Origin of the sequence: Paenibacillus whitsoniae, from assembly GCF_003955665.1 — a bacterium.
GTDB classification, from domain to species: Bacteria; Bacillota; Bacilli; order Paenibacillales; family NBRC-103111; genus Paenibacillus_E; species Paenibacillus_E whitsoniae.
In genome coordinates this window covers 10,357-28,386 of sequence record NZ_RXHU01000016.1, presented here as the reverse complement: position 1 = coordinate 28,386, position 18,030 = coordinate 10,357, and the positions used below count along the sequence as shown (strand labels likewise).

Annotated in this window: 14 protein-coding genes; 1 reads left to right on the top strand and 13 read right to left on the bottom strand. The window is 57.2% G+C overall.

Translation table 11 applies throughout. The features are described from left to right. Positions 1-399: 399 nt before the first annotated feature. From EJQ19_RS06555 to EJQ19_RS06545, 3 genes are read right to left on the bottom strand one after another with little or no spacing between them, the layout of a single operon-like run. Positions 400-1,344, bottom strand: a complete 945-nt coding sequence (locus tag EJQ19_RS06555; protein ID WP_126140405.1) for a polyprenyl synthetase family protein — start codon at positions 1,342-1,344, stop codon at positions 400-402. A 24-nt stretch (positions 1,345-1,368) separates the two neighbouring features. After that, entirely contained in the window at positions 1,369-2,001 is a 633-nt protein-coding gene (locus tag EJQ19_RS06550) for a response regulator transcription factor (protein ID WP_126140404.1), read from the bottom strand. Further along, the gene (locus EJQ19_RS06545) at positions 1,998-4,331 is read right to left on the bottom strand and encodes an ATP-binding protein (RefSeq protein ID WP_126140403.1); all 2,334 of its coding nucleotides are present in this window, start codon (positions 4,329-4,331) and stop codon (positions 1,998-2,000) included. Before EJQ19_RS06545 ends, EJQ19_RS06550 begins: the two co-directional genes overlap by 4 nt. Positions 4,332-4,408: 77 nt before the next feature. Between EJQ19_RS06545 and EJQ19_RS06540 the strand changes: the two genes are divergently transcribed. Further along, positions 4,409-4,609: a hypothetical protein gene (locus EJQ19_RS06540; RefSeq protein WP_126140402.1), complete on the top strand. Its 201-nt coding sequence runs from the start codon at positions 4,409-4,411 to the stop codon at positions 4,607-4,609. Positions 4,610-4,717: 108 nt separating this feature from the next. On the opposite strand, the gene EJQ19_RS06535 is transcribed toward EJQ19_RS06540, so the two are convergent. The 10 genes from EJQ19_RS06535 to EJQ19_RS06490 all read right to left on the bottom strand — a co-directional run bounded on the left by EJQ19_RS06535 (position 4,718) and on the right by EJQ19_RS06490 (position 18,005). After that, complete coding sequence (locus EJQ19_RS06535; protein WP_126140401.1) at positions 4,718-5,695, bottom strand: aromatic ring-hydroxylating dioxygenase subunit alpha; 978 nt, start codon at positions 5,693-5,695, stop codon at positions 4,718-4,720. A 25-nt stretch (positions 5,696-5,720) separates the two neighbouring features. Continuing rightward, a complete protein-coding gene (locus EJQ19_RS06530) occupies positions 5,721-6,863 on the bottom strand; it encodes a BMP family ABC transporter substrate-binding protein (RefSeq protein ID WP_126140400.1) in 1,143 nt (380 codons plus the stop codon). A 7-nt stretch (positions 6,864-6,870) separates the two neighbouring features. Next, entirely contained in the window at positions 6,871-7,356 is a 486-nt protein-coding gene (locus tag EJQ19_RS06525) for a (2Fe-2S)-binding protein (RefSeq protein WP_126140399.1), read from the bottom strand. Then, positions 7,349-9,619, bottom strand: coding sequence for a xanthine dehydrogenase subunit D (gene pucD, locus EJQ19_RS06520; RefSeq protein WP_126140408.1), 2,271 nt, complete (start codon positions 9,617-9,619; stop codon positions 7,349-7,351). Before pucD ends, EJQ19_RS06525 begins: the two co-directional genes overlap by 8 nt. After that, positions 9,603-10,562, bottom strand: a complete 960-nt coding sequence (locus tag EJQ19_RS06515) for an FAD binding domain-containing protein (protein ID WP_126140398.1) — start codon at positions 10,560-10,562, stop codon at positions 9,603-9,605. The genes pucD and EJQ19_RS06515 overlap by 17 nt, the downstream gene beginning before the upstream one ends. A gap of 1,072 nt (positions 10,563-11,634) precedes the next feature. Further along, positions 11,635-12,282: a nucleotidyltransferase family protein gene (locus tag EJQ19_RS06510; protein WP_126140397.1), complete on the bottom strand. Its 648-nt coding sequence runs from the start codon at positions 12,280-12,282 to the stop codon at positions 11,635-11,637. Next, complete coding sequence (locus tag EJQ19_RS06505) at positions 12,279-13,598, bottom strand: XdhC family protein (RefSeq protein ID WP_126140396.1); 1,320 nt, start codon at positions 13,596-13,598, stop codon at positions 12,279-12,281. Before EJQ19_RS06505 ends, EJQ19_RS06510 begins: the two co-directional genes overlap by 4 nt. 517 nt (positions 13,599-14,115) lie before the next feature. Beyond that, complete coding sequence (locus EJQ19_RS06500) at positions 14,116-15,345, bottom strand: pyridoxal-phosphate-dependent aminotransferase family protein (RefSeq protein ID WP_126140395.1); 1,230 nt, start codon at positions 15,343-15,345, stop codon at positions 14,116-14,118. After that, entirely contained in the window at positions 15,332-16,621 is a 1,290-nt protein-coding gene (locus EJQ19_RS06495) for a Zn-dependent hydrolase (RefSeq protein ID WP_241242766.1), read from the bottom strand. The genes EJQ19_RS06500 and EJQ19_RS06495 overlap by 14 nt, the downstream gene beginning before the upstream one ends. Then, the gene (locus EJQ19_RS06490; RefSeq protein WP_126140394.1) at positions 16,614-18,005 is read right to left on the bottom strand and encodes an allantoinase; all 1,392 of its coding nucleotides are present in this window, start codon (positions 18,003-18,005) and stop codon (positions 16,614-16,616) included. The genes EJQ19_RS06495 and EJQ19_RS06490 overlap by 8 nt, the downstream gene beginning before the upstream one ends. Positions 18,006-18,030: the final 25 nt, after the last annotated feature.

Below are 18,030 nucleotides of genomic sequence, written 5' to 3'. Positions count from 1 at the left end.
AGTTTTCCATAACGGTGGGTCGAGGCTAGGTGGGCTGGATGGTATGGGCGGCTGCGCTCTGGCGCGGTTGCGGTTCTTGCTCCGAAAGCGGCGGCTAGCGGAACGAGAGGGCGCTATTTCGAGGATTCTCCCCCATTTTGCCGAGGAAGGGGATTGAGACGACACTATTTCGCGGGTTTCGGCTTGAAAACCGCATGCACGCCCCAAATAAGCGCATCTCGTTCCGCTTCATTATAATGCAAGCGTTTTCTCGAACGATTAAGGTCGCTCAGTTCCCTCAACCGCGCGTAGACGCGGACACTACCATCGTGCCCTGAACAGAGAGCCTAACTTGCAGAGGGGAACGAAGCTGCTCGGCTAAAGATACAAAAAAAAAAGAGCAGGGCGCCCCTGCTCTACCTACGATTCCGCCTGCGCCGTCTCCTCCGCACTCGCGGCATAATCGCCCCACGCGATTTGCCGAAACCGTTCCTTCCACGGGGACTGCGCATCCAGCTCCTGATAAATCTCCTCCGCCTTTTGCACGCAGACGGACTGGACGATGCGCGCGTACTCCAGACAGCCGGAGTCGTGAATGATCTGCAGGACGGCTTCGCGTTCCCGTCCCAAAAAATCTGCGGACAGCCCCCCCGCATAGTAAGCCTTCAACTGCGCAAACGCCTCGTCCTCGATCGAGAGCAAATACAAGATCGGCAGCGTCTTTTTCCTCGCCAGCAGATCGCTTTTCTCGTCAAAGCGAACCAGATCGCGCATGTCGTTCTGAATCTGATGAATAAGGCCGAGGCAATCCGCGAGCTGATGCAGCCGCTCCACATTTTCCGGTGAGCACGATTCCCCCGCATAGCCCATATAGCAGGCGAGCCGGAACAAGGAGCCCGACTTTTCCTGCGTCATGATCAAATATTCATCCGGAGTGTTGACGCTGTTCACCACATCTTTATGCTGACCGCATACCGAGCGGGCAAGAATCTTGCCGACCTCGGCCATGATATGATCGCGGATCCCCAGTTCGCCCAATTCCGCAATCGCTCCTGCCATGAAGGCGAGCACCGCGTTCAGGGCGCTGGCCAGCGGCACCTGCATCCATGGTTTGCTGACGCTGTCCTGATCCTGCAGGTCGTCGACCATGTCCAGGATCAGAACGAGCAGCTCGGTCAGCGCCGCCCGGCGGTAAATATACGGCGAAACGCCGCCGAGCATGGCATGGGTGCTCAGCGTGATTTTCGACCATGCGTGGCTCGACGACTCCTGGTCGGCCAAGCAGGCGATCAGCAGGCTTTTGAAATCCTCATCATACATATATGTATCGATCATGCGATACAAGTGCCGCCCTATGTCCTCCATCCCCGCGCCTACTTTCCATCATCTTTAGGTGTAATATTTACTCTTAATGAACTTCTCGAGCGCTTCCGTCCTGGATTTGGCGCCGTATTTATCATAAATTTTCCGCAAATAGTTATCGACGGTCCGCTTGCTCATGAAGATACGTTCTGCGATCTGCTCGTGGGTCGCTCCTTTGACCAGCATATTCATCATCAGCACTTCTTCGTCGTTTAGCTCGCACTCCTCCTGAGCGTTTGCGTCATTCAGCTGCATCTGGTTAAACACCGGAAGCGGAATCATCGTATACCCGTCAAGAATGCAGTATACCATGTTTTTGATCGTGCGTTCGCTGGATTCCTTCGACAACACGCCGCTAACTTTAATTTCAATCAATTTATTGTAAATCCCCGCAAGCTCAATGCCCGTAAAAATCACGATATGAATATGGGGATATAGTTGCTTCAATTGGACGGCCACGTCCGTGCCGGTGAGATCGGGCAGCTGATAGTCCAGAAAGACGAGTCCGGGCTGATGCAGCTTTACCTGCTCCAAGCATTCCCTCGCGTTGCTGACAACGCCAATGACTTGTATGCGTTCAATCTCTCCGAGCAGCGCTTTCGTTGCCCGGGCAAATAAGGGATGATCATCGACAATTAATGTTTTGACAACTTCACTCATGTAGTAAGCACCTCATCGATCGGTATGGTTATCGTAATTTTTGTCCCGTTCCCCTCACTCGAATTCATCTCGAATTTCCCGCCCACGTGCAGCACGCGACTTCTCATATTCGCCAGCCCCATGCCGGAGCCGCCGATTTCCAACTTAGCTTCCTGATCGGTTGGAAAGCCTACGCCGTCATCTTCATAGTGTAAGTAAAAGGACTGCCGGTCTTCCCGTAGATGGAAAATGACCTCGGACGCGTGCGAATGCTTCTTCGCGTTGTTCAGCAGCTCCTGCACGATGCGGAAAATGTGACGTTTCGAAGGTAAATCTTTCTCTTCAATTTGCAATAAGGACCCCATTTGCAGCGTAAGCTCAAACGGCGTGCTGTATTTTTCCTTTTCGATAAAGCTTTTTAACGTTTGCTTGAGACCGACTTCCTTCAGCAAATGCGGATTCAGCTCAAAACAGCTCTGCCGCAGAGACGCATTAATCATTTCCACAAAATTGTTCATGGAGTTAATTTGTTCGCGGTCCTCTTGCCCAATCGTCGGTTTGTCGGCCAATGAAGATAATCTTCGTTTCAGAAAAAATAAATCCTGCATCGTCGTATCGTGCAAATCTGTCGCAATCCGAATACGTTCTTCCTCCTGCAGCTCGAACATGACCTTGCTCAGCCACAAGTTCTCCTCCTGCGGCACCTCCCACACCATCTGCTGCAGCTTGCCTGTCAGCTTACGGATCAGATACACATTTTCCAGGCCGACTTCCAAATACGATGTAATGAGCTGCAGCCAGTTGCGCTCTTCGTTGCCGATCCGGGTGTTCGTTTTCTTGCTCGTCACAATGAGATAGCTTGAATAATCCTCGTGATCGTTGATTTCCATGACCGTATAGTAAACATGGTTTCTCAGCGCGCCCCGCGCCATCAACATCTCCAGCTCCGCGTGATCCATCTCGCCGGCAGAAATGATCTCGGTGCCGTCCTTGCTCCGAATCAGGATGGCCACGCCCATCACGCCGAGCGTATTCACAATATCCACGAGAATAATATCTTTAAGCTCACGGAACGAGGAGATGGAGCCGAGATTTTTGGAAATCTTTTTCAAAGCCAGCTTCAGCATGAATTTACGCGGAAATAAATACGGTTCAAGACGCGTCGTCCAATATTCGGCTGCATACAGCATCGTCGACATCAGAATAATTAACCCTATAAATAATGTAGCGAGCTGCCTCGGATATGTTTCCGCATGAAACAGCATTCCGAAAATAGCCGTAAACACAGCGACCGGCGCTACCGACATCACAGCCGCAAACAGGAAGCGCCGCACCACAAGCCCAATGTCGTAAAGCTGATTGGAGGCGATCAAGTACGCGAACGTAATGGGGAAAATGAGCAGCAAACAGCTCGTATACATCGGATCGAAAATCCACTCATCTGCAAGCAGCTGCGGCAAAAAAGACAGCGTAATAATCGGCAAAAAGGAAATCAGCAGCGAGAAAAATACGCTCTTGATGATGGTGGACAGCTGCGACTGCACCCGCCACACCTTCACGAACAATGCGGACAGCAGCACAATATTGAGCGTAATCACGACAATGAAAAACGCCATCGTCAGCGAGCCGTCAAACCGGTAAATATAAGCCATGGACGGAAAAAAGTACAGGCTGCGCAGCGCAATCGCCGCCAGCGCGATGCCGTACAAGTATTTGAACAGGCGTCGTGGAAGCTCCATATCGCCTTTTTCCTTAAAGAATACGACCAGAAAATGCAAGAAGACGATCGGGAGCATCATCATGCCGGACGCAATCAGCAGCTTGCCGATCGTATCGCCCCGGTTGGATGCGCCAAGACTCAGGAAAATCAGCGCTGCGCTCAAAAAAGCATACGCAAGCAGCCTGGCCGATGGCGATCGCCGTTCTTTGATTAGCAGCAGCCCGCACATGAAGACGCACACCACCTCCTCAAACAGCGGAATCAAATCCACGGCGGAAGGTCTTCCTTTGGTCAATTGAATAAACTGCTCTTGCCCGTTTCGCAAGATGAGCAGCGTTCGCGCTTTTTCGACAACATTCCAGCTTTTCACCGTCGACCATTCGCCTGGCGGCCCACCGTTGATCTGAAGAATAACGTCCCCCTCATGCACCTCGACATTGCGACCGTTGGCCTCCATCCGGTTCACGATATAGGAGGTCTGGACGATTCCCGCGTCTCGCTGCTGATCTTGCTTAACCTCTACATAAATCCCGTTATAAGGGAAGTGAAATGTAATATACGTGCACCAAAGCTGTAAAATCAACAGCACAAGCAAGATTAGACCTAATAGGCCTCTTTGTAATATTTTCAAAGATCTCTCCCCTATATATGAATATTTTGCTATAATTACGCTAGTACGTTACTACTATTGAGAGGGAGTTATTACCTATGGCAGTCATTCAACTAAACCCCGAATTGCAAGGCTCCGTACATACCGCTAAACGTGCAGAACTGAAAAAACAAGCCGATTCCTTTTTGGCTGCGCAACCGCTTTCCCCGGAAGAAACAGCCGCTCTGCTAAAGACATTTCAGGTCCCTTCCCACACGAGAAAACAAAACGCCTCCGAGCCATCCAATTATTGGTGGTAGCATTCGTTTCAATACAAAAAAGGGTCGTATAATTAGCTAATCTAATTATACAACCCTTTTTTTATTTCGTAAGTCCTAAGTTTACCACGTTAACCATTTCCACGGAGCCTAAGCAGTGCCGAAGGTTACGCCCCACTCGCGCAGCCGCTTGCGGTAAGCGATGCTGAGCCGATCCGCTTTCAGATGAAGCTCCGCCTGCAGATCCAGCGGGAGCAGCTCCGGCTTCTGATTTTCAACCATCACGCGGTCCTGCTCGATCAATGTGTCCTGGAAGCGGATGAACACCTCATCGGGCTCGTCGTAAGCATAGTTGCGCTGCTTCAACATATAGGCGACACTCTGGCTTTCGGTGACCGGCAGCACCATAAGGAATAACCGGAAAATATGGTCTGAACGATCGTCGGTTTTCGTTAGCCCCACACATAAAGGACCGTACACTTCGTATACATAGCGGCTGTTCACGCCCCGCCCGGTGCCGTCGGCATCCGGTTGGTAGACGACGATCTCCTCCGTGCGGAGAACGCCGTCTTCTTCCATGACCCGGTAATCATCGATTTCTGCATAATCCGCATCGCCCAGCAGTCCCTCATGCACAAACATAAGGTGGGATACATCGAGGAAATTCTCAACCACGCGAGGACCTGCAGCTTGCAGGGTATAGGGACCCATGAAGACCTCTTTGAAGCCATCGGGGATGAAACCGCACACAGGAGGGAGGGGCCGGGACGGTGTGCCCAGACACACCCAGATCAGGCCGTTCGCTTCAACACAGCTGTAAACTTGCGCCTTGGCCTTGGACGGGATGGCCTGGTGCTTCGGCAGTGACGGAATCCGGGTGCAGGCGCCGCAGCCGTTATATGACCAGCCGTGGTACGCGCACACCAACTCATCCTCCTTTATTTTCCCGAGGGAAAGCGGCACACCGCGATGAATGCACAGATCCTTGAAGGCGTGCACCCCGTTCGAGGTACGAAATACCGCCAGCTTTTCCCCAAGCAGTATCACGGCCTCCGGCTTATCTCCAAGTGCCGACGACAATAACACCGGATGCCATTCGTTCATTAGCGTTGTATCTTGGTTTATCATCGTCCTCACCTTCCTCCCCGCGTCCTTATTTAGGAATGACACCTTTAATGCCCTTAACAAACCAAGTTGTGCTTAAAATCTCATCGTCCGTCATCTTTTTGCCGGCTTCTACGCGCGTCTTGCCGTCTTGATCGACGATCGGCCCTTGGAACACATCCAGGGAACCGTTCAGCATCTCCGTTCGCTTTTGCTCCACGAGCGCTTTGACGTCGGCCGGCACGTTTTTGCCCATCGGCGCGATGTCCGTGATGCCGTCCTTCATGCTGCCAAAGTACGCGCCGGTTTTCCAGGTGCCGTCCATAACGCTTTTGACCGCCTGCACGTAGTACGGTCCCCAGTTCCATTTCGGATTGGAAATGTACGTATCCGGCGCAAACCGTCCCATGTCGGAGTCGTTGCCGATGCCCCATACTTTGCGTTCTGCCGCAGCCTGAATGCTCGCAGGCGAATCCTGGTAAGCGGCCAGCACATCGACACCTTTATCCAGCAAGGATATTGCCGCCTGCTTCTCGGTAGCCGGATCGAACCACGTGTTGCTCCAGACGACCTGCACGTCAATATTCGGGTTAACGCTTTGTGCGCCAAGGGTGAAGGCATTAATCGTGTAAATGACTTCCGGTATCGGGAACGCGCCGACGTAGCCGATGTGATTGTTCTTCGTCACTTTGCCGGCTGCTATCCCGACCAGATAAGCGCTTTGATATTCGCGTCCCATGTACGTCGCCATGTTCGGCAGCGTTTTGTAGCCTGTCGCATGCAGGAAGATCACATTCGGATGCTTCTGTGCCACGGCATACATGGGATCCATGTACCCGAAAGAAGTCCCGATCACGATGTCATTCTTCTGGGCCAGTTCCTCAAACACGCGCTCCGCGTCCGGGCCTTCCGGGATATTTTCCACGGTCGTCGCTTTGATGCCAAGCTCCTTCTCCATCATGAGACGGCCTTGATCGTGTTCGTACGTCCAGCCGCCGTCGCCCGGTACGCCGATATAGACGAAGGCAACCCTCGGTGTCTTTACCGCCGCAGGCGCAGCAGTCCCTGCTCCCGCAGATGCCGCCGGCGCTGCGCTAGGCGATGCTGTGTTCGTCGAAGTCGATGTGGAGCTGGAACATGCGCTAAGAATAACAACAAATAGTGCAGTTACTGCCAGCATGATCTTTTTCATATGGTTCCTACCCCTCTCTTTTTAAAGACAACCCGCATTTCTCGACCGCTCTGAAAATCCCCTCATACCCTGTACACCGGCAAATGTTGCCGCACAGTGCCTTCTCGGCCTCCGCCCGCGTCGGCGCCGGATTCGTCTCCCATAACGCGCTCAAGGTGACGACCATGCCCGCCGTGCAGTAGCCGCATTGCAAGCCCCCTTCTTCCAGCATGGCCTGCTGCACAGGGTGCAGGGCTTCGCCGGCCGACAAGCCTTCAATCGTCGTGATCGCTGCGCCGGACGCTTGATACGCCATGAGCAGGCACGCATTCACCGGCTGGCCGTCCAGCAAAATCATGCACGCGCCGCAGCGCCCGATCTCGCAGGAAACTTTCGTTCCGGTGAGCCCCAGATCGTCCCGCAACACGTCCGTCATCCGCTTGGAGGCAGGCACAGGAATCGAAATTTCTTTTCCATTGATGCTGCACGCCAGTACATAGGTTGTATTAATCAATGGCCTCCACCCCTTCTAACCAATCGATGGATTGCACGATGTCCTCAGGAGAAATCGGTAAAGCGTTCACCCACACACCTGACGCCCGGCGAACCGCCGCCGTAATGGCCGGCGCGAGGCCGACCGAGCCGATCTCGCCAACGCCCCTCGGCCCGAACGTATCGCCCTCCGGCAGCTCCTCAATCGCTTCGACCTGGATGCTGAGCGGGCTGTCGGTAAACGTCGGCACAAGATACGTGTCAAGGTTGTGCCGCAGATAGCGGCCTTCTTTCATCACGGCGTCCTCCGTCAGCGTAAACCCGAGCGCCATCCCGCTGCCGCCCTCAATTTGTCCGAGGAAGCCCATCGGATTAATGACCGGCCCTGCGGCGATCACATGATCGGTATGCAGCACCTTCACCCGGCCGGTCAGCAGATTGACCTCGACCTCCACGACCGCGGCTGCGTAGGAGTACAAATAATGCGCGCCGACCTTGCCCTCCGGCGTCGTCGGATAATGGAATTCCGTATGCGCGACGATCGGCTCTACGGCGGCTGCGCGGTAGGTGAGTACCGGCTGGCCGCTCGCATCGCCTTTGCGATGCAGACCTCCGACGCCGGTCACGAGCTCTTCCGCGGGGATGCCGGAGATCTCGGAAGCCTGCGCCAGCAGCTTCTGCAGGAATGCCGGCTTCAGCCGCTGGAGCGCGCGCCACATCATTGTCGTGGCGCGCGAGGCGGTGCTCGACCCGCTGCTCGGCACGCGGTCGGTGTCTCCGATGACGATGCGAATGTCATCAGCGGCGCAGCCAAAGCAATCCTGCAGCATCAGCGTCAGCGCTGCATAGAGCCCTTGGCCGAACTCCTCGAAGCCGAAGGAGGCCTGGATTTTGCCGTCCGGCGTCAGCTCGAGGCGGCCGCCGGAATGATCCGGGATGCCGAGCCCGAGGCCGGCCCCGTGCATCACCAGCGCTGCGCCGACACCTCGGCGCAGCCACGGCTCTTCCGGCTGGGCGCGGTGCTGCCACAGCCTAGACTCGCGCGCCCTCGCCCACACTTGCGAGGCGCCTTCCGTGGCCACGATGGGCTGCCCCATCGGGCCGGGGTCGTCCAGGCTGCGCAGATTCAGCCTGCGCAGCTCCCATGCGTCCAGGCCGAGACGTTCGGCCAGGCGCTCGATCTGACTCTCCACGGCAAAAATCACCTGATTGCCGCCAAAGCCCCTGAACTCCCCGGACACGCCGTTGTTCGTGTAGACGCTCTTGCCTTCCACCGCCACATGCGGGATGGTGTAAGGGCCGATAGCGTGCTCGGTGGCGAAATTCAGCACCTCGCATCCCAGCGTCGCGTACGCCCCGGTGTCCGCGAGGATGCTGACCTGATGCGCGATCAGGCGCCCTGCGCGGTCACAGCCCGTCTTCATCCGGATGCGCATCGGATGCCGCTTGATCCCGGCGACGACGGATTCGCGCCGGGTGTTGTGCATTTTGATCGGGAGGCCCGTGATTCGTGCCATCAATGCCCCAAACGGCTGCACGTTCAGCTCATCCTTCCCACCGAAGGAGCCGCCGATCGGGCTCGAAACGACGCGGATTTGCTCTTCGGCGATGCCGAGAATGCGCGCCAGCTGGAAGCGGTCCTTGTAGCCGTGCTGCGTCGGTGAATATACAGTAAGACGTCCGTCCGCTTCGGGGATAAACAGCCCGCCTTCCGTTTCCATGTATGTGTGCATTTGCCGGGGCGTATAGTAAGTTTCCTCGACGATGTGTGTGCATGTGTTGAAGGCCTCTTGCATGTCGCCGTCACCGAGGGTCAGACGCGTCTGATGCAGCAGATTACCCTCAGGATGTAGAAGCATGGTTCCCGCTTCGAGCGCCGTTTCCGGATCGTCCACGATCGGCAGCGGCTCGTAGACGACCTCGATCAGGGAGAGCGCGTATTCCGCAATCTCCACCGTATCGGCCGCTACAGCGGCTACGGCATCGCCGACATAGCGCACACGCTCCTTGCAGAGCACCGGCTGATGCGGAAATGCGATGCCGAATAAGTTCAGCCCCGGCACATCGTCTGCCGTAATGACGGTGCGCACGCCGGGAACCTGCTTAGCCTTGCTTGTATCGATCGATAAGATCCACGCATGAGCGTGCGAACTGCGCAGTACTTTGCCATACAACATGCCGGGCGCGGTCAAATCGGTTAAATATTGGAGTTCACCGGTCACCTTCTCTTTGCCGTCAGGCCTAATGATCCATTTTTTTGCGTGCGTCTCACGATTCAGGAGCATCGGCTCCGCCCCCTTTGCTGCCCCGCCAAGCTTTATAACATTCCGAGACGATAAGGTTCGCTGCTGTCGTTTTGCGATACGCGATGCCCGCGTAATCGTCGGGGACTGCGGCACACTGTTCATAAGCGACGCTATGCAATTTCTTGAGCAGCGCCTTGCTGAGCGGCTGGCCTGTCAGGAGCGCTTCCGCTTGCGTGAGTCTCGCCGGGATGGCGGTGCCGCCACCGGCTGCGAGTTTGGCGCTTGCAATCGTACCGTCGGGTTGGAAGGTTAACTCCCCTGCCACTGTCACGACGGACGGGGTGAACGCTTCCCGGCGGCCCGCTTTTAGATAGAACTGGCAGCTCTTACTCTCGCCTGTCGTTGCCTGCAGCGGCAGTAGAATGCCGGTCATAATCTCAGAAGGATCAGCCGTTGCGGCGAGCCATGCTTGAAGCGACAGCTTGCGCTCCTGCCCGCCATCGCTGAGCACCACCTGCGCGTCCAGCACAAGCAGTGCCGGAATGAGGTCGCCCGTACGCGTCATCACATTCCCGCCGATTGTCGCCATATTGCGGATCGAGGGCGCCGCCACCTCTGCGCATGCCTGTAGGAGGAGCGGAGCATGCTCGCGCGTGAGCTCGCTGGTCATCACGGCGCTAAGACTCAGTAGCGGCCCATAACGTATATATAGAGGCCCCATGAGCTCATGCTCGCCATCTTTCAAAACCACTCGCCGCTCATCCATGGAAAGGCTTTTTAACGCCGGAATACGGCCCAAGCTAATCAAATGCTGGGGCACGGCGGAAACGCCGTTCTCCCAGCGGGTGCGAAGCCAGGTCCCGCCAGCCACGACGACTGCTGCGTCGCCCCATTGTTTTTGGAGCTGAATCGCTTCCTTCACACTGGCCGGCTGCCAGACGGAAGGCTGCTGCTCCGGCAACCGTTGCATAGGAATGGACATAACCTCACCCCTCCTTCAGAATTACTGCACATGACAGGCTAGCACGAACCTGCCTAACCCATTTCCGATGATAAATTAGATTTACTATATACAATATTCGTTTTTAGCGTCAACTTACCTAACGTAAATTTGTTTTTTTGTATAAAAAAATAGCGCTTCATTCGTGATGATGCACCTTATCCCTTAAAATATGTCAATATATATAACATAAGATCGTTCATTCGTCCGCTCCCCACGCATTTCCCTTCAACTACGGATGGCGATGGGCCATAGAAGCCAGGGGGCCGCGCCAATAGAGGGGGTTTCCCCCTCTTATTTCGGCACAAACCAACCCATATCACCAAATAAGAGGGGGAAACCCCTCTTATTGTTCGCCGCTACCCCAAAAAACCAGGCATTATCGCTAGATAGCGGTGGTTAGCCCCTCTTATTTGGATCAAAATCGGTCAATACCGCCAAATAAGAGGGGTTTCCCCCTCTTAACCGTGAGTGGCTGGCCCAGGGCTTCCAAAACAAGCTACCTTCCCTCTCCAGCAAACTCCCACTCACCAACAGCTGCCTGCTCCAGTCACTCCACCCACAAAACCCACCAGGCTACCTCCCCTCTCCAGCAAACTCTCCACTCTCCAACAACTGCCTGCTCCGGTCACTCTACCCACAACTACCTTCCCAGTCTACTCTCTGCAATCCAACTAGCTTAATTCTCCTCATGAAACTTTCCAGAAACCAGCAGCGCCCCTCACCTAGTACCCTTCCGCAACCCAGTAATCTACTTTCGCTCTTCTGCACCTACCCGCAAACCCAGCATTCTATCTTCACCTCCTACTGCTCTCCGTCCTCCAACACGCCGGCTTCTTCCCAGACACGCTCACTTCTCAGCAATCTCTCACACACGCGCAACCCGGCCTACAATCTCACTCCACGCAAAACCACCACTAGCTCCTTGGACCTCCATCCCCTCGCAATGCCGCCTTCGTACATGAGCACGGCCGCCTCGCGCCAAACAAAAAAGCCCGCCGCAGCGAGCTTCCGCACTCCTTCCTATCATTAGCAGCAACCGTCCGGTACCACCTCACCGCCGGCCCGCAAAAATCCCCATCGCCGCCTCATACAGCTCCGGCGTATCGACGTCCATGAACGTGTGCGGATCCGCCACGTTCAACACCCGCCCGACGTACTCCGGGCGGCGCAAAAGCGAGCGGGCGCCCTCGTCGCCCGTCAGCTCCGCTACGGCCGGCCACATGGCCCGGCCGAGCACCAGCGGCGGCTTCGGCACGCCGCCGTCACCGCTGGCGGCGAAGTCGACGCCTTCGCCGCATGCCTCGATCAGCCGGCATAGCAGCGCCCGGCTGACAAAAGGCTGGTCGGCCAGCGTCACCAACGCGCCGACCGCCCCAAGCTCGGCGGCGGCCGCTACGCCGGCCCGCAGCGAATGCGCCATGCCCCGCTCCGCGTCGGGGCACACCACCAGGCGGCAGCGGCCAGCCGCCATCTCGGCCTGCGCCTCTGCAGGCAGCCAGTCGAGCGGGTCCGCTGCGCGCACGACCACGACGACGTGCGGCAGCTCCGCACGCAGCGCCAGCAGCTCACGCAGCGCGACAGCGCCGAGCCGCAGGCCGCCGACACCGGGCATTGGCAGCGCCTGCTTCGCCGTGCCCATGCGCCGGGAACTGCCCGCCGCCAAATACACGCCGGCGACCGCCTTGGAACCGTCGCTCACGATGCGCCGCCCCCTTGCGTGCGAGACGTGGTGCTTGCGCGACCGGTGGAAACCCAGGCCCCCTGCGCATAGCCCCCACTCCCTCGATGATCATGCGTACTTCTCTCCGTTACGTCTCCTTGATCATCCTTCGCACTGCTTCCCTTCCCACCTCGATGATCACGCACACTTCTCTCCGTCACGTCCCCTTGATCATCCCTCACACTGCTTCCCTTCCCGCTCCCTCGATCATCACACACACTTCTCTCCGTTACGTCCCCTTGATCATCCCTCGGACTTTCCGTCTCGCTCCCTCGAACCCCCCGTTTCACCGCGATCAGCTCTGCCGTCATGCTAATCGCATTCTCGTAGGCGCCCTCCGAGCCGATCGGTAAGCCGACGGGGTAGTGCAGCCACTTCGGCTGCCGGAGTCCGGCCATTAGCCGCTCCGTGCGCTCACGCGAACCCATAATGCCGAGATAACGCAGCGGAAATGGGGCAATCTGCCGCACAAACGCCTCATCTTTTTCAAATTGATGGCTCATAATGATGACATAATCGCCCGGTGTGAGCGCAAGCCTTGCCGCCAAAGCTTCTGGAAAAGCAACAACGGCTTCCGAAGCCCCCGGAAACCGTTCCATCGTACACAGCGCATCTCGCCAGTCTGCCACAACAACGCGAAAACCGCTGTTCGCCGCCATTTGTACCAGGGGAGCCGCATCGGGATTGGCGCCAAATATAATTAATCTCGGCTTCGGCTCCAAGCGAGTGACCGTACCAAATGCGGACAGCGCCCTCTTATTCGTGAATTCATGCCCCTTTACCAGGAATCGCTCGCCACTGATCGCTTGCGCCTCGAACGCTCCCCGATCTTCGCAAGCACGCAGCACTCCCGGCGCCTCACGTACCATGGACAACGCATACCGAACGTCCGAATACCCCTCGCCATACTCGCGAATCAGCTCTACCGCATCCCCGCGATCCAAACTTGCTTTAGCGATAAGCAGATGCACCAGCAGTTCGCCTGCAATCGGCTCCAACAATATGCGAATCAACCCGCCGCACCCGATCGTCTCGCCCCAGCCAAAATCATCGGCAGGCCGCATGTCGTACTCCACCATTTGCGGTTTTTGCGAGTCCCAGACACTTGGGACGTAGGCTGCCAAATCCGCTTCCAGACAACCCGGCGAAATGCTCCCGATCGTACGTCCGTCCGCCATCAGCACCATGATCGCCCCTTGCTTGCGATAGGCGTGGCCTTCCACATGAATGACGGTCGCCAGCACATGCGCCAGCGGATTATGTTCCACAGCTTCCAAAATGTCATAGACGTCCATAACCGATCACCCTCCCAAGCAATATTCAGCATCCTATTCAAAAGGTACAGCATGGTTTCAGGCACAGTCGTGCCACTCCGCGCTTTTCCGGCAAGCCCTCGCCCTAACTCCTGCGTTGCTAATTCCTTGCCTGATTTGTCGATCTCTCTTGCGGCCATCTCTCAAATGAACTGGAATTTCTCCCGTACATTTTCGCGTTTTCGCCCAAATCGGGGGAATGGACTGGAATTCTTCCAGTTCATTTTCCCTTTTGGCAGTCCTTCTCCCAAAACGACTGAAATGACCTGGAGCTTTTGCAGTTCAGCAGACATGGAGGCTGCTTTCTGACGAAATGAGCTGGAGGTTTTCCAGTTCATGGTGGACACGCAAAGCTGATTAACCGGTCTGACGTTGCCTTGCTCTCTTGTTGTCAGAAAGCGAAAGGGCCCATCGGCTTAACCTGATAACATTAGCCAACAGCTCCATCTCCACTTCTCCTGCCAGTAGTCAGCACTCGCACTAGCCCTGCTCGACTCCCTCACACCTCAGCGCCATACACATCCAACGCCGCCTGCACAGCGCGCCCAACCTTAACCTGCACACCATGCCGCAGCAGCGTCGCCTCCAACGCACCCAGCACCTGTAGCACATTCGACTCCCTGCACGAAAAGCCCATCGTCCCGATCCGCCAAATCTGCCCTTTCAAAGGACCGAAGGAAGACGCAATCTCGATCCCAAAATGGTTCAAAAGCATCCCCCGCACCGACTCGCCGTCGACACCTTCCGGGATGCGGATGCACGTCACGACCGGCAGCTTGCAGGCCGGATCTCCGAACAGCGCCATGCCCATCGCCGTAAGTCCCGCGACCAGCGCCGCTTCATGCCGGCGGTGCCGGGCAAACCGCGCCTCCAGCCCCTCCTCCAGCACCAGCCGCAGCCCTTCGCGCAGCGCATACAGCATCGAGGTTGCTTCCGTATGGTGATTGAGTCGTTTCGGACTCCAATAATCCTGCAGCATGCCGAGGTCAAAATAGTTGCTCGCCACAGGCCGCCTGTCGGAGACGGCGGAGCCTGCTTCCCGCAGGCCGCGCTCAATCGTTTTGCGCTGCAGCACCTTTGCTTCCACGCGTTCGTTGTACGTGATCGGCGACATGCCGGCCGGCACGGACAAGCATTTCTGCGTGCCGCCGATGACGGCGTCCAGCAGCCACTCGTCCGTCAGCACCGGCACGCCGCCGATTGTCGCAACCGCATCGACGACGAGAAGCGCATCCACGCTCCGGCAGGCGGCCCCAATGCCGTCGAATGGCTGCAAACAGCCCGTCGACGTCTCCCCATGCACCATAGCGACGACGTTCGGTTTTTCACGGTAGATCGCCTCCACGATCACCTCCGGATCAAACACTGTGCCCCATGGCTGCTCCAACATGACGACCTCTGCACCGCAGCGCTCCGCGATCTCGATAAACAAGTTGCCGAATCGGCCGTAGACCGGCACCAGCACCCGATCTCCCGGCTCAATAATGCTGACGAGCACGGCCTCCAGCCCGGAACGCGAAGTACCATCCACCGGGAACGCCCACTGATTCTGCGTCTGAAAAAGCTCCCGCAGCATACCCATCGTTTCATTCATCAGCGCCGTGAATTCCGGATCGAACTGGCCGAGAATCGGGTACGACATCGCCCTCAGCACTCTCGGATCGACCTCAACCGGCCCTGGCGTCATAATCGTTCGTAAGGAGGGCGCCAAGTCCTTATACGTCTTCATCTGCTTTTCCTCCATACCCGTATTGATACAGTACGCGTACCAGCGTTTGGAAGCCGTTTACCAGCTCCACCGGCGACGTGTATTCCTTCGGACTGTGGGAGATGCCGCCTTGGCTCGGTACAAAAATCATCGCCGACGGACACACCGTTCCGAACAGCTGCGCATCATGCCCGGCGCCGCTGGGCATCCGCCAGGACGGATAGCCATAGTAGTCGCAAGCCGCCTCAATCTCCGCGGAAATACCCTCATCCATCGCCACCGGCAGCGCGTAAAGATGCTCCGTAATCTGAATGCCGAGTCCTCTCTGTTCGGCGATCTCCCTGAACTCCGCCAGCAGGCCATCGCGAAAAGCATCCATCGCAACGGCATCCGTATGGCGAATATCGAGCGTAAACTCCACCTCGCCCGGCACCACGTTCGAGGTGCCTCGCTTCACTTCCAGCCGCCCGACTGTCGCCACCAGCGGCTCACCTTCACCCAGCGCCTTGCGCTCCGTCAAGGCCACCATCTCGGCCGCGCCGGCCAGGGCATCCCTGCGCATCGTCATCGGTGTCGTCCCCGCATGGTTCGAAGCGCCCGAAACGACGACAATATGACGAATTTGACCAACGATCGCCGTGACGACACCGATTTGCTTTTGCTTATATTCCAGCACGCCGCCTTGTTCAATATGAATTTCAATATACGCGCCAATATCCTCGCGCCGCGCCGGATACAGCCGGGCCGGCTCCGTTTCGAAGCCCGCTTCCGCCATCGCCTCCAGCATGGTGACGCCTTCCCGGTCTACCAGGCCATTGCCGTCCAGCATGGAAAGTGCGCCGGTCACATGACCGGACCCCCAATAAGCAAGCGGAAAGCGGCTCCCCTCCTCCTCGCAAAACGACACAACCTCCAGCGTCCGTTTCGGCGTACCATAGACGGCTTTGAGAAAGCCGAGCGCCATCATCGACGCTACGACACCGTAGGCGCCGTCGTATTTGCCGCCATTTTTAACCGTATCGACGTGAGAACCGGTCAGCACCGGCTTCAGCTCGGGTTGGGAGCCCTTCAGCTTGCCGAACAGATTGCCGACCTCATCGAAGTCGGCCGTCAGCCCGAGCTCCTGCATTTTATCCATAAGGGCCATCTGCGCTTGCAGCCACGGGGCCGAGTACAGGAGCCGAGTCACACCGCCCTCCGCATCGCCGCCGAACGTCGCCAACCAATCCAACTCTGCGAGCATCCGCCCGCTATAGGCTGTAAGCAATTCCTGCGGATGCTCCGTCATTTTAGCCATGCCGCCCGCCTCCGATCGCTGTTGAATACTGGACCCAATCTCCGCCAGGCTCCGGCGTCACGCCTGTACCCTCGTCATATACTTGCTTGCCGCGCATAAAAGTCGCCTGTACCCGGCATAACATTTCCCTGCCCACGTAGGGGCTATGTTTGTGACGATAGAGCAAATCACCGGCCTGCAAAGTGTACGACGTTCCCACATTCACCACCGCCAAATCCGCATCCGCCCCGACCGCGATCTCCCCCTTGCGGGGATGCAGACCGAAACGCCGGGCCGGCTCCAGCGCCAGCATCTTCGCGAGCAGGGGCAGCGGAATCCCTCTGCGTACATACCCTTCGCCGACCAGCAGCTCGAGCGAGCTCTGGGCGCCGGAGATGCCACCCCACGCATCGAAGAAGGCTCCCTCTTTCATGGACGTCGGAGATGGCGAGTGATCGGAGGCAATGATGTCAAAACGGCCTGCAGCCAATAAGGCCCAGAGCCGTTCATTATGCTGAGCGGAACGGATCGGCGGCGCGCATTTGGCCACAGGGCCGATGCGGGCTACATCCTCGCTTGTCAGCGCCAGATAGTGCGGGCACGTCTCCACCGTGACGTCAAGACCTTTGGCCTTCGCCTCCGTAATGATGTCAACCGCTTCACCGCTGGAAATATGCACAAAATGCAGCTTACAGCCCGTCTGCTCCGCATAAGTCAAGGCGCGTCGCACAGCCTCGACCTCCGCTTCCACCGGACGCGTCGCGATAAAATCCAGCGCCCCGCTGCGACCTGCCTGCCGGGCCTCATCCCCGAGCTTCGAGACAATGTCCTCGCTCTCCGCATGCAGCGCCAGCACGAGGCCGAGCTTCGCGATCTCTTGCATGCCCTCGAAGAGGGTCGTATCATCCACTTCCCTAAAAATATCCTCGCCCTCGCCGCCGGGATTCGACATGAACGCTTTGAAGCCGATAACGCCGGCATCCGCCAGTCCCCGCAGCTCCTCGCGATTGCCAGGCACGAGCCCGCCCCACAGCGCGTAGTCCACGTGGGACTCCCCGCGAGCCGCTGCCAGCTTCGCCTCCAGCGCGCTGACCCGCACGGTTGGCGGCACGCCGTTGAGCGGCATATCGATGTACGTCGTACAGCCGCCTGCGGCGAGCGACGCCGAGCCCGTGCGGAATCCTTCCCAATGGCCGAGTGCCGGCTCATTGAAGTGAACATGCGCGTCCACCATGCCCGGCATCACATGCAGATGCTCCGCATCAAAGACCGGTGTATGCTCCGGGCAGATCAGATGCTCGCCGAGCGCAGTGATTTTGCCATCCCGAATGCCTATATCCAACTGTTCTACGCGATCTCGCAAAACAACGTTTCCCTTACGAATAACAAGATCCCATGCGTTCATGCTGATCCCCCTCCTCAGAGCGGCC

Coding starts and splice junctions, on each gene's coding strand:
- EJQ19_RS06555 (WP_126140405.1), bottom strand. CDS start 1,344: ATGGAGGACATAGGGCGGCACTTGTATCGCATGATCGATACATATATG.
- EJQ19_RS06550 (WP_126140404.1), bottom strand. CDS start 2,001: ATGAGTGAAGTTGTCAAAACATTAATTGTCGATGATCATCCCTTATTT.
- EJQ19_RS06540 (WP_126140402.1), top strand. CDS start 4,409: ATGGCAGTCATTCAACTAAACCCCGAATTGCAAGGCTCCGTACATACC.
- EJQ19_RS06535 (WP_126140401.1), bottom strand. CDS start 5,695: ATGATAAACCAAGATACAACGCTAATGAACGAATGGCATCCGGTGTTA.
- EJQ19_RS06530 (WP_126140400.1), bottom strand. CDS start 6,863: ATGAAAAAGATCATGCTGGCAGTAACTGCACTATTTGTTGTTATTCTT.
- pucD (WP_126140408.1), bottom strand. CDS start 9,619: ATGCTCCTGAATCGTGAGACGCACGCAAAAAAATGGATCATTAGGCCT.
- EJQ19_RS06515 (WP_126140398.1), bottom strand. CDS start 10,562: ATGTCCATTCCTATGCAACGGTTGCCGGAGCAGCAGCCTTCCGTCTGG.
- EJQ19_RS06505 (WP_126140396.1), bottom strand. CDS start 13,598: ATGGACGTCTATGACATTTTGGAAGCTGTGGAACATAATCCGCTGGCG.
- EJQ19_RS06500 (WP_126140395.1), bottom strand. CDS start 15,345: ATGAAGACGTATAAGGACTTGGCGCCCTCCTTACGAACGATTATGACG.
- EJQ19_RS06495 (WP_241242766.1), bottom strand. CDS start 16,621: ATGGCTAAAATGACGGAGCATCCGCAGGAATTGCTTACAGCCTATAGC.
- EJQ19_RS06490 (WP_126140394.1), bottom strand. CDS start 18,005: ATGAACGCATGGGATCTTGTTATTCGTAAGGGAAACGTTGTTTTGCGA.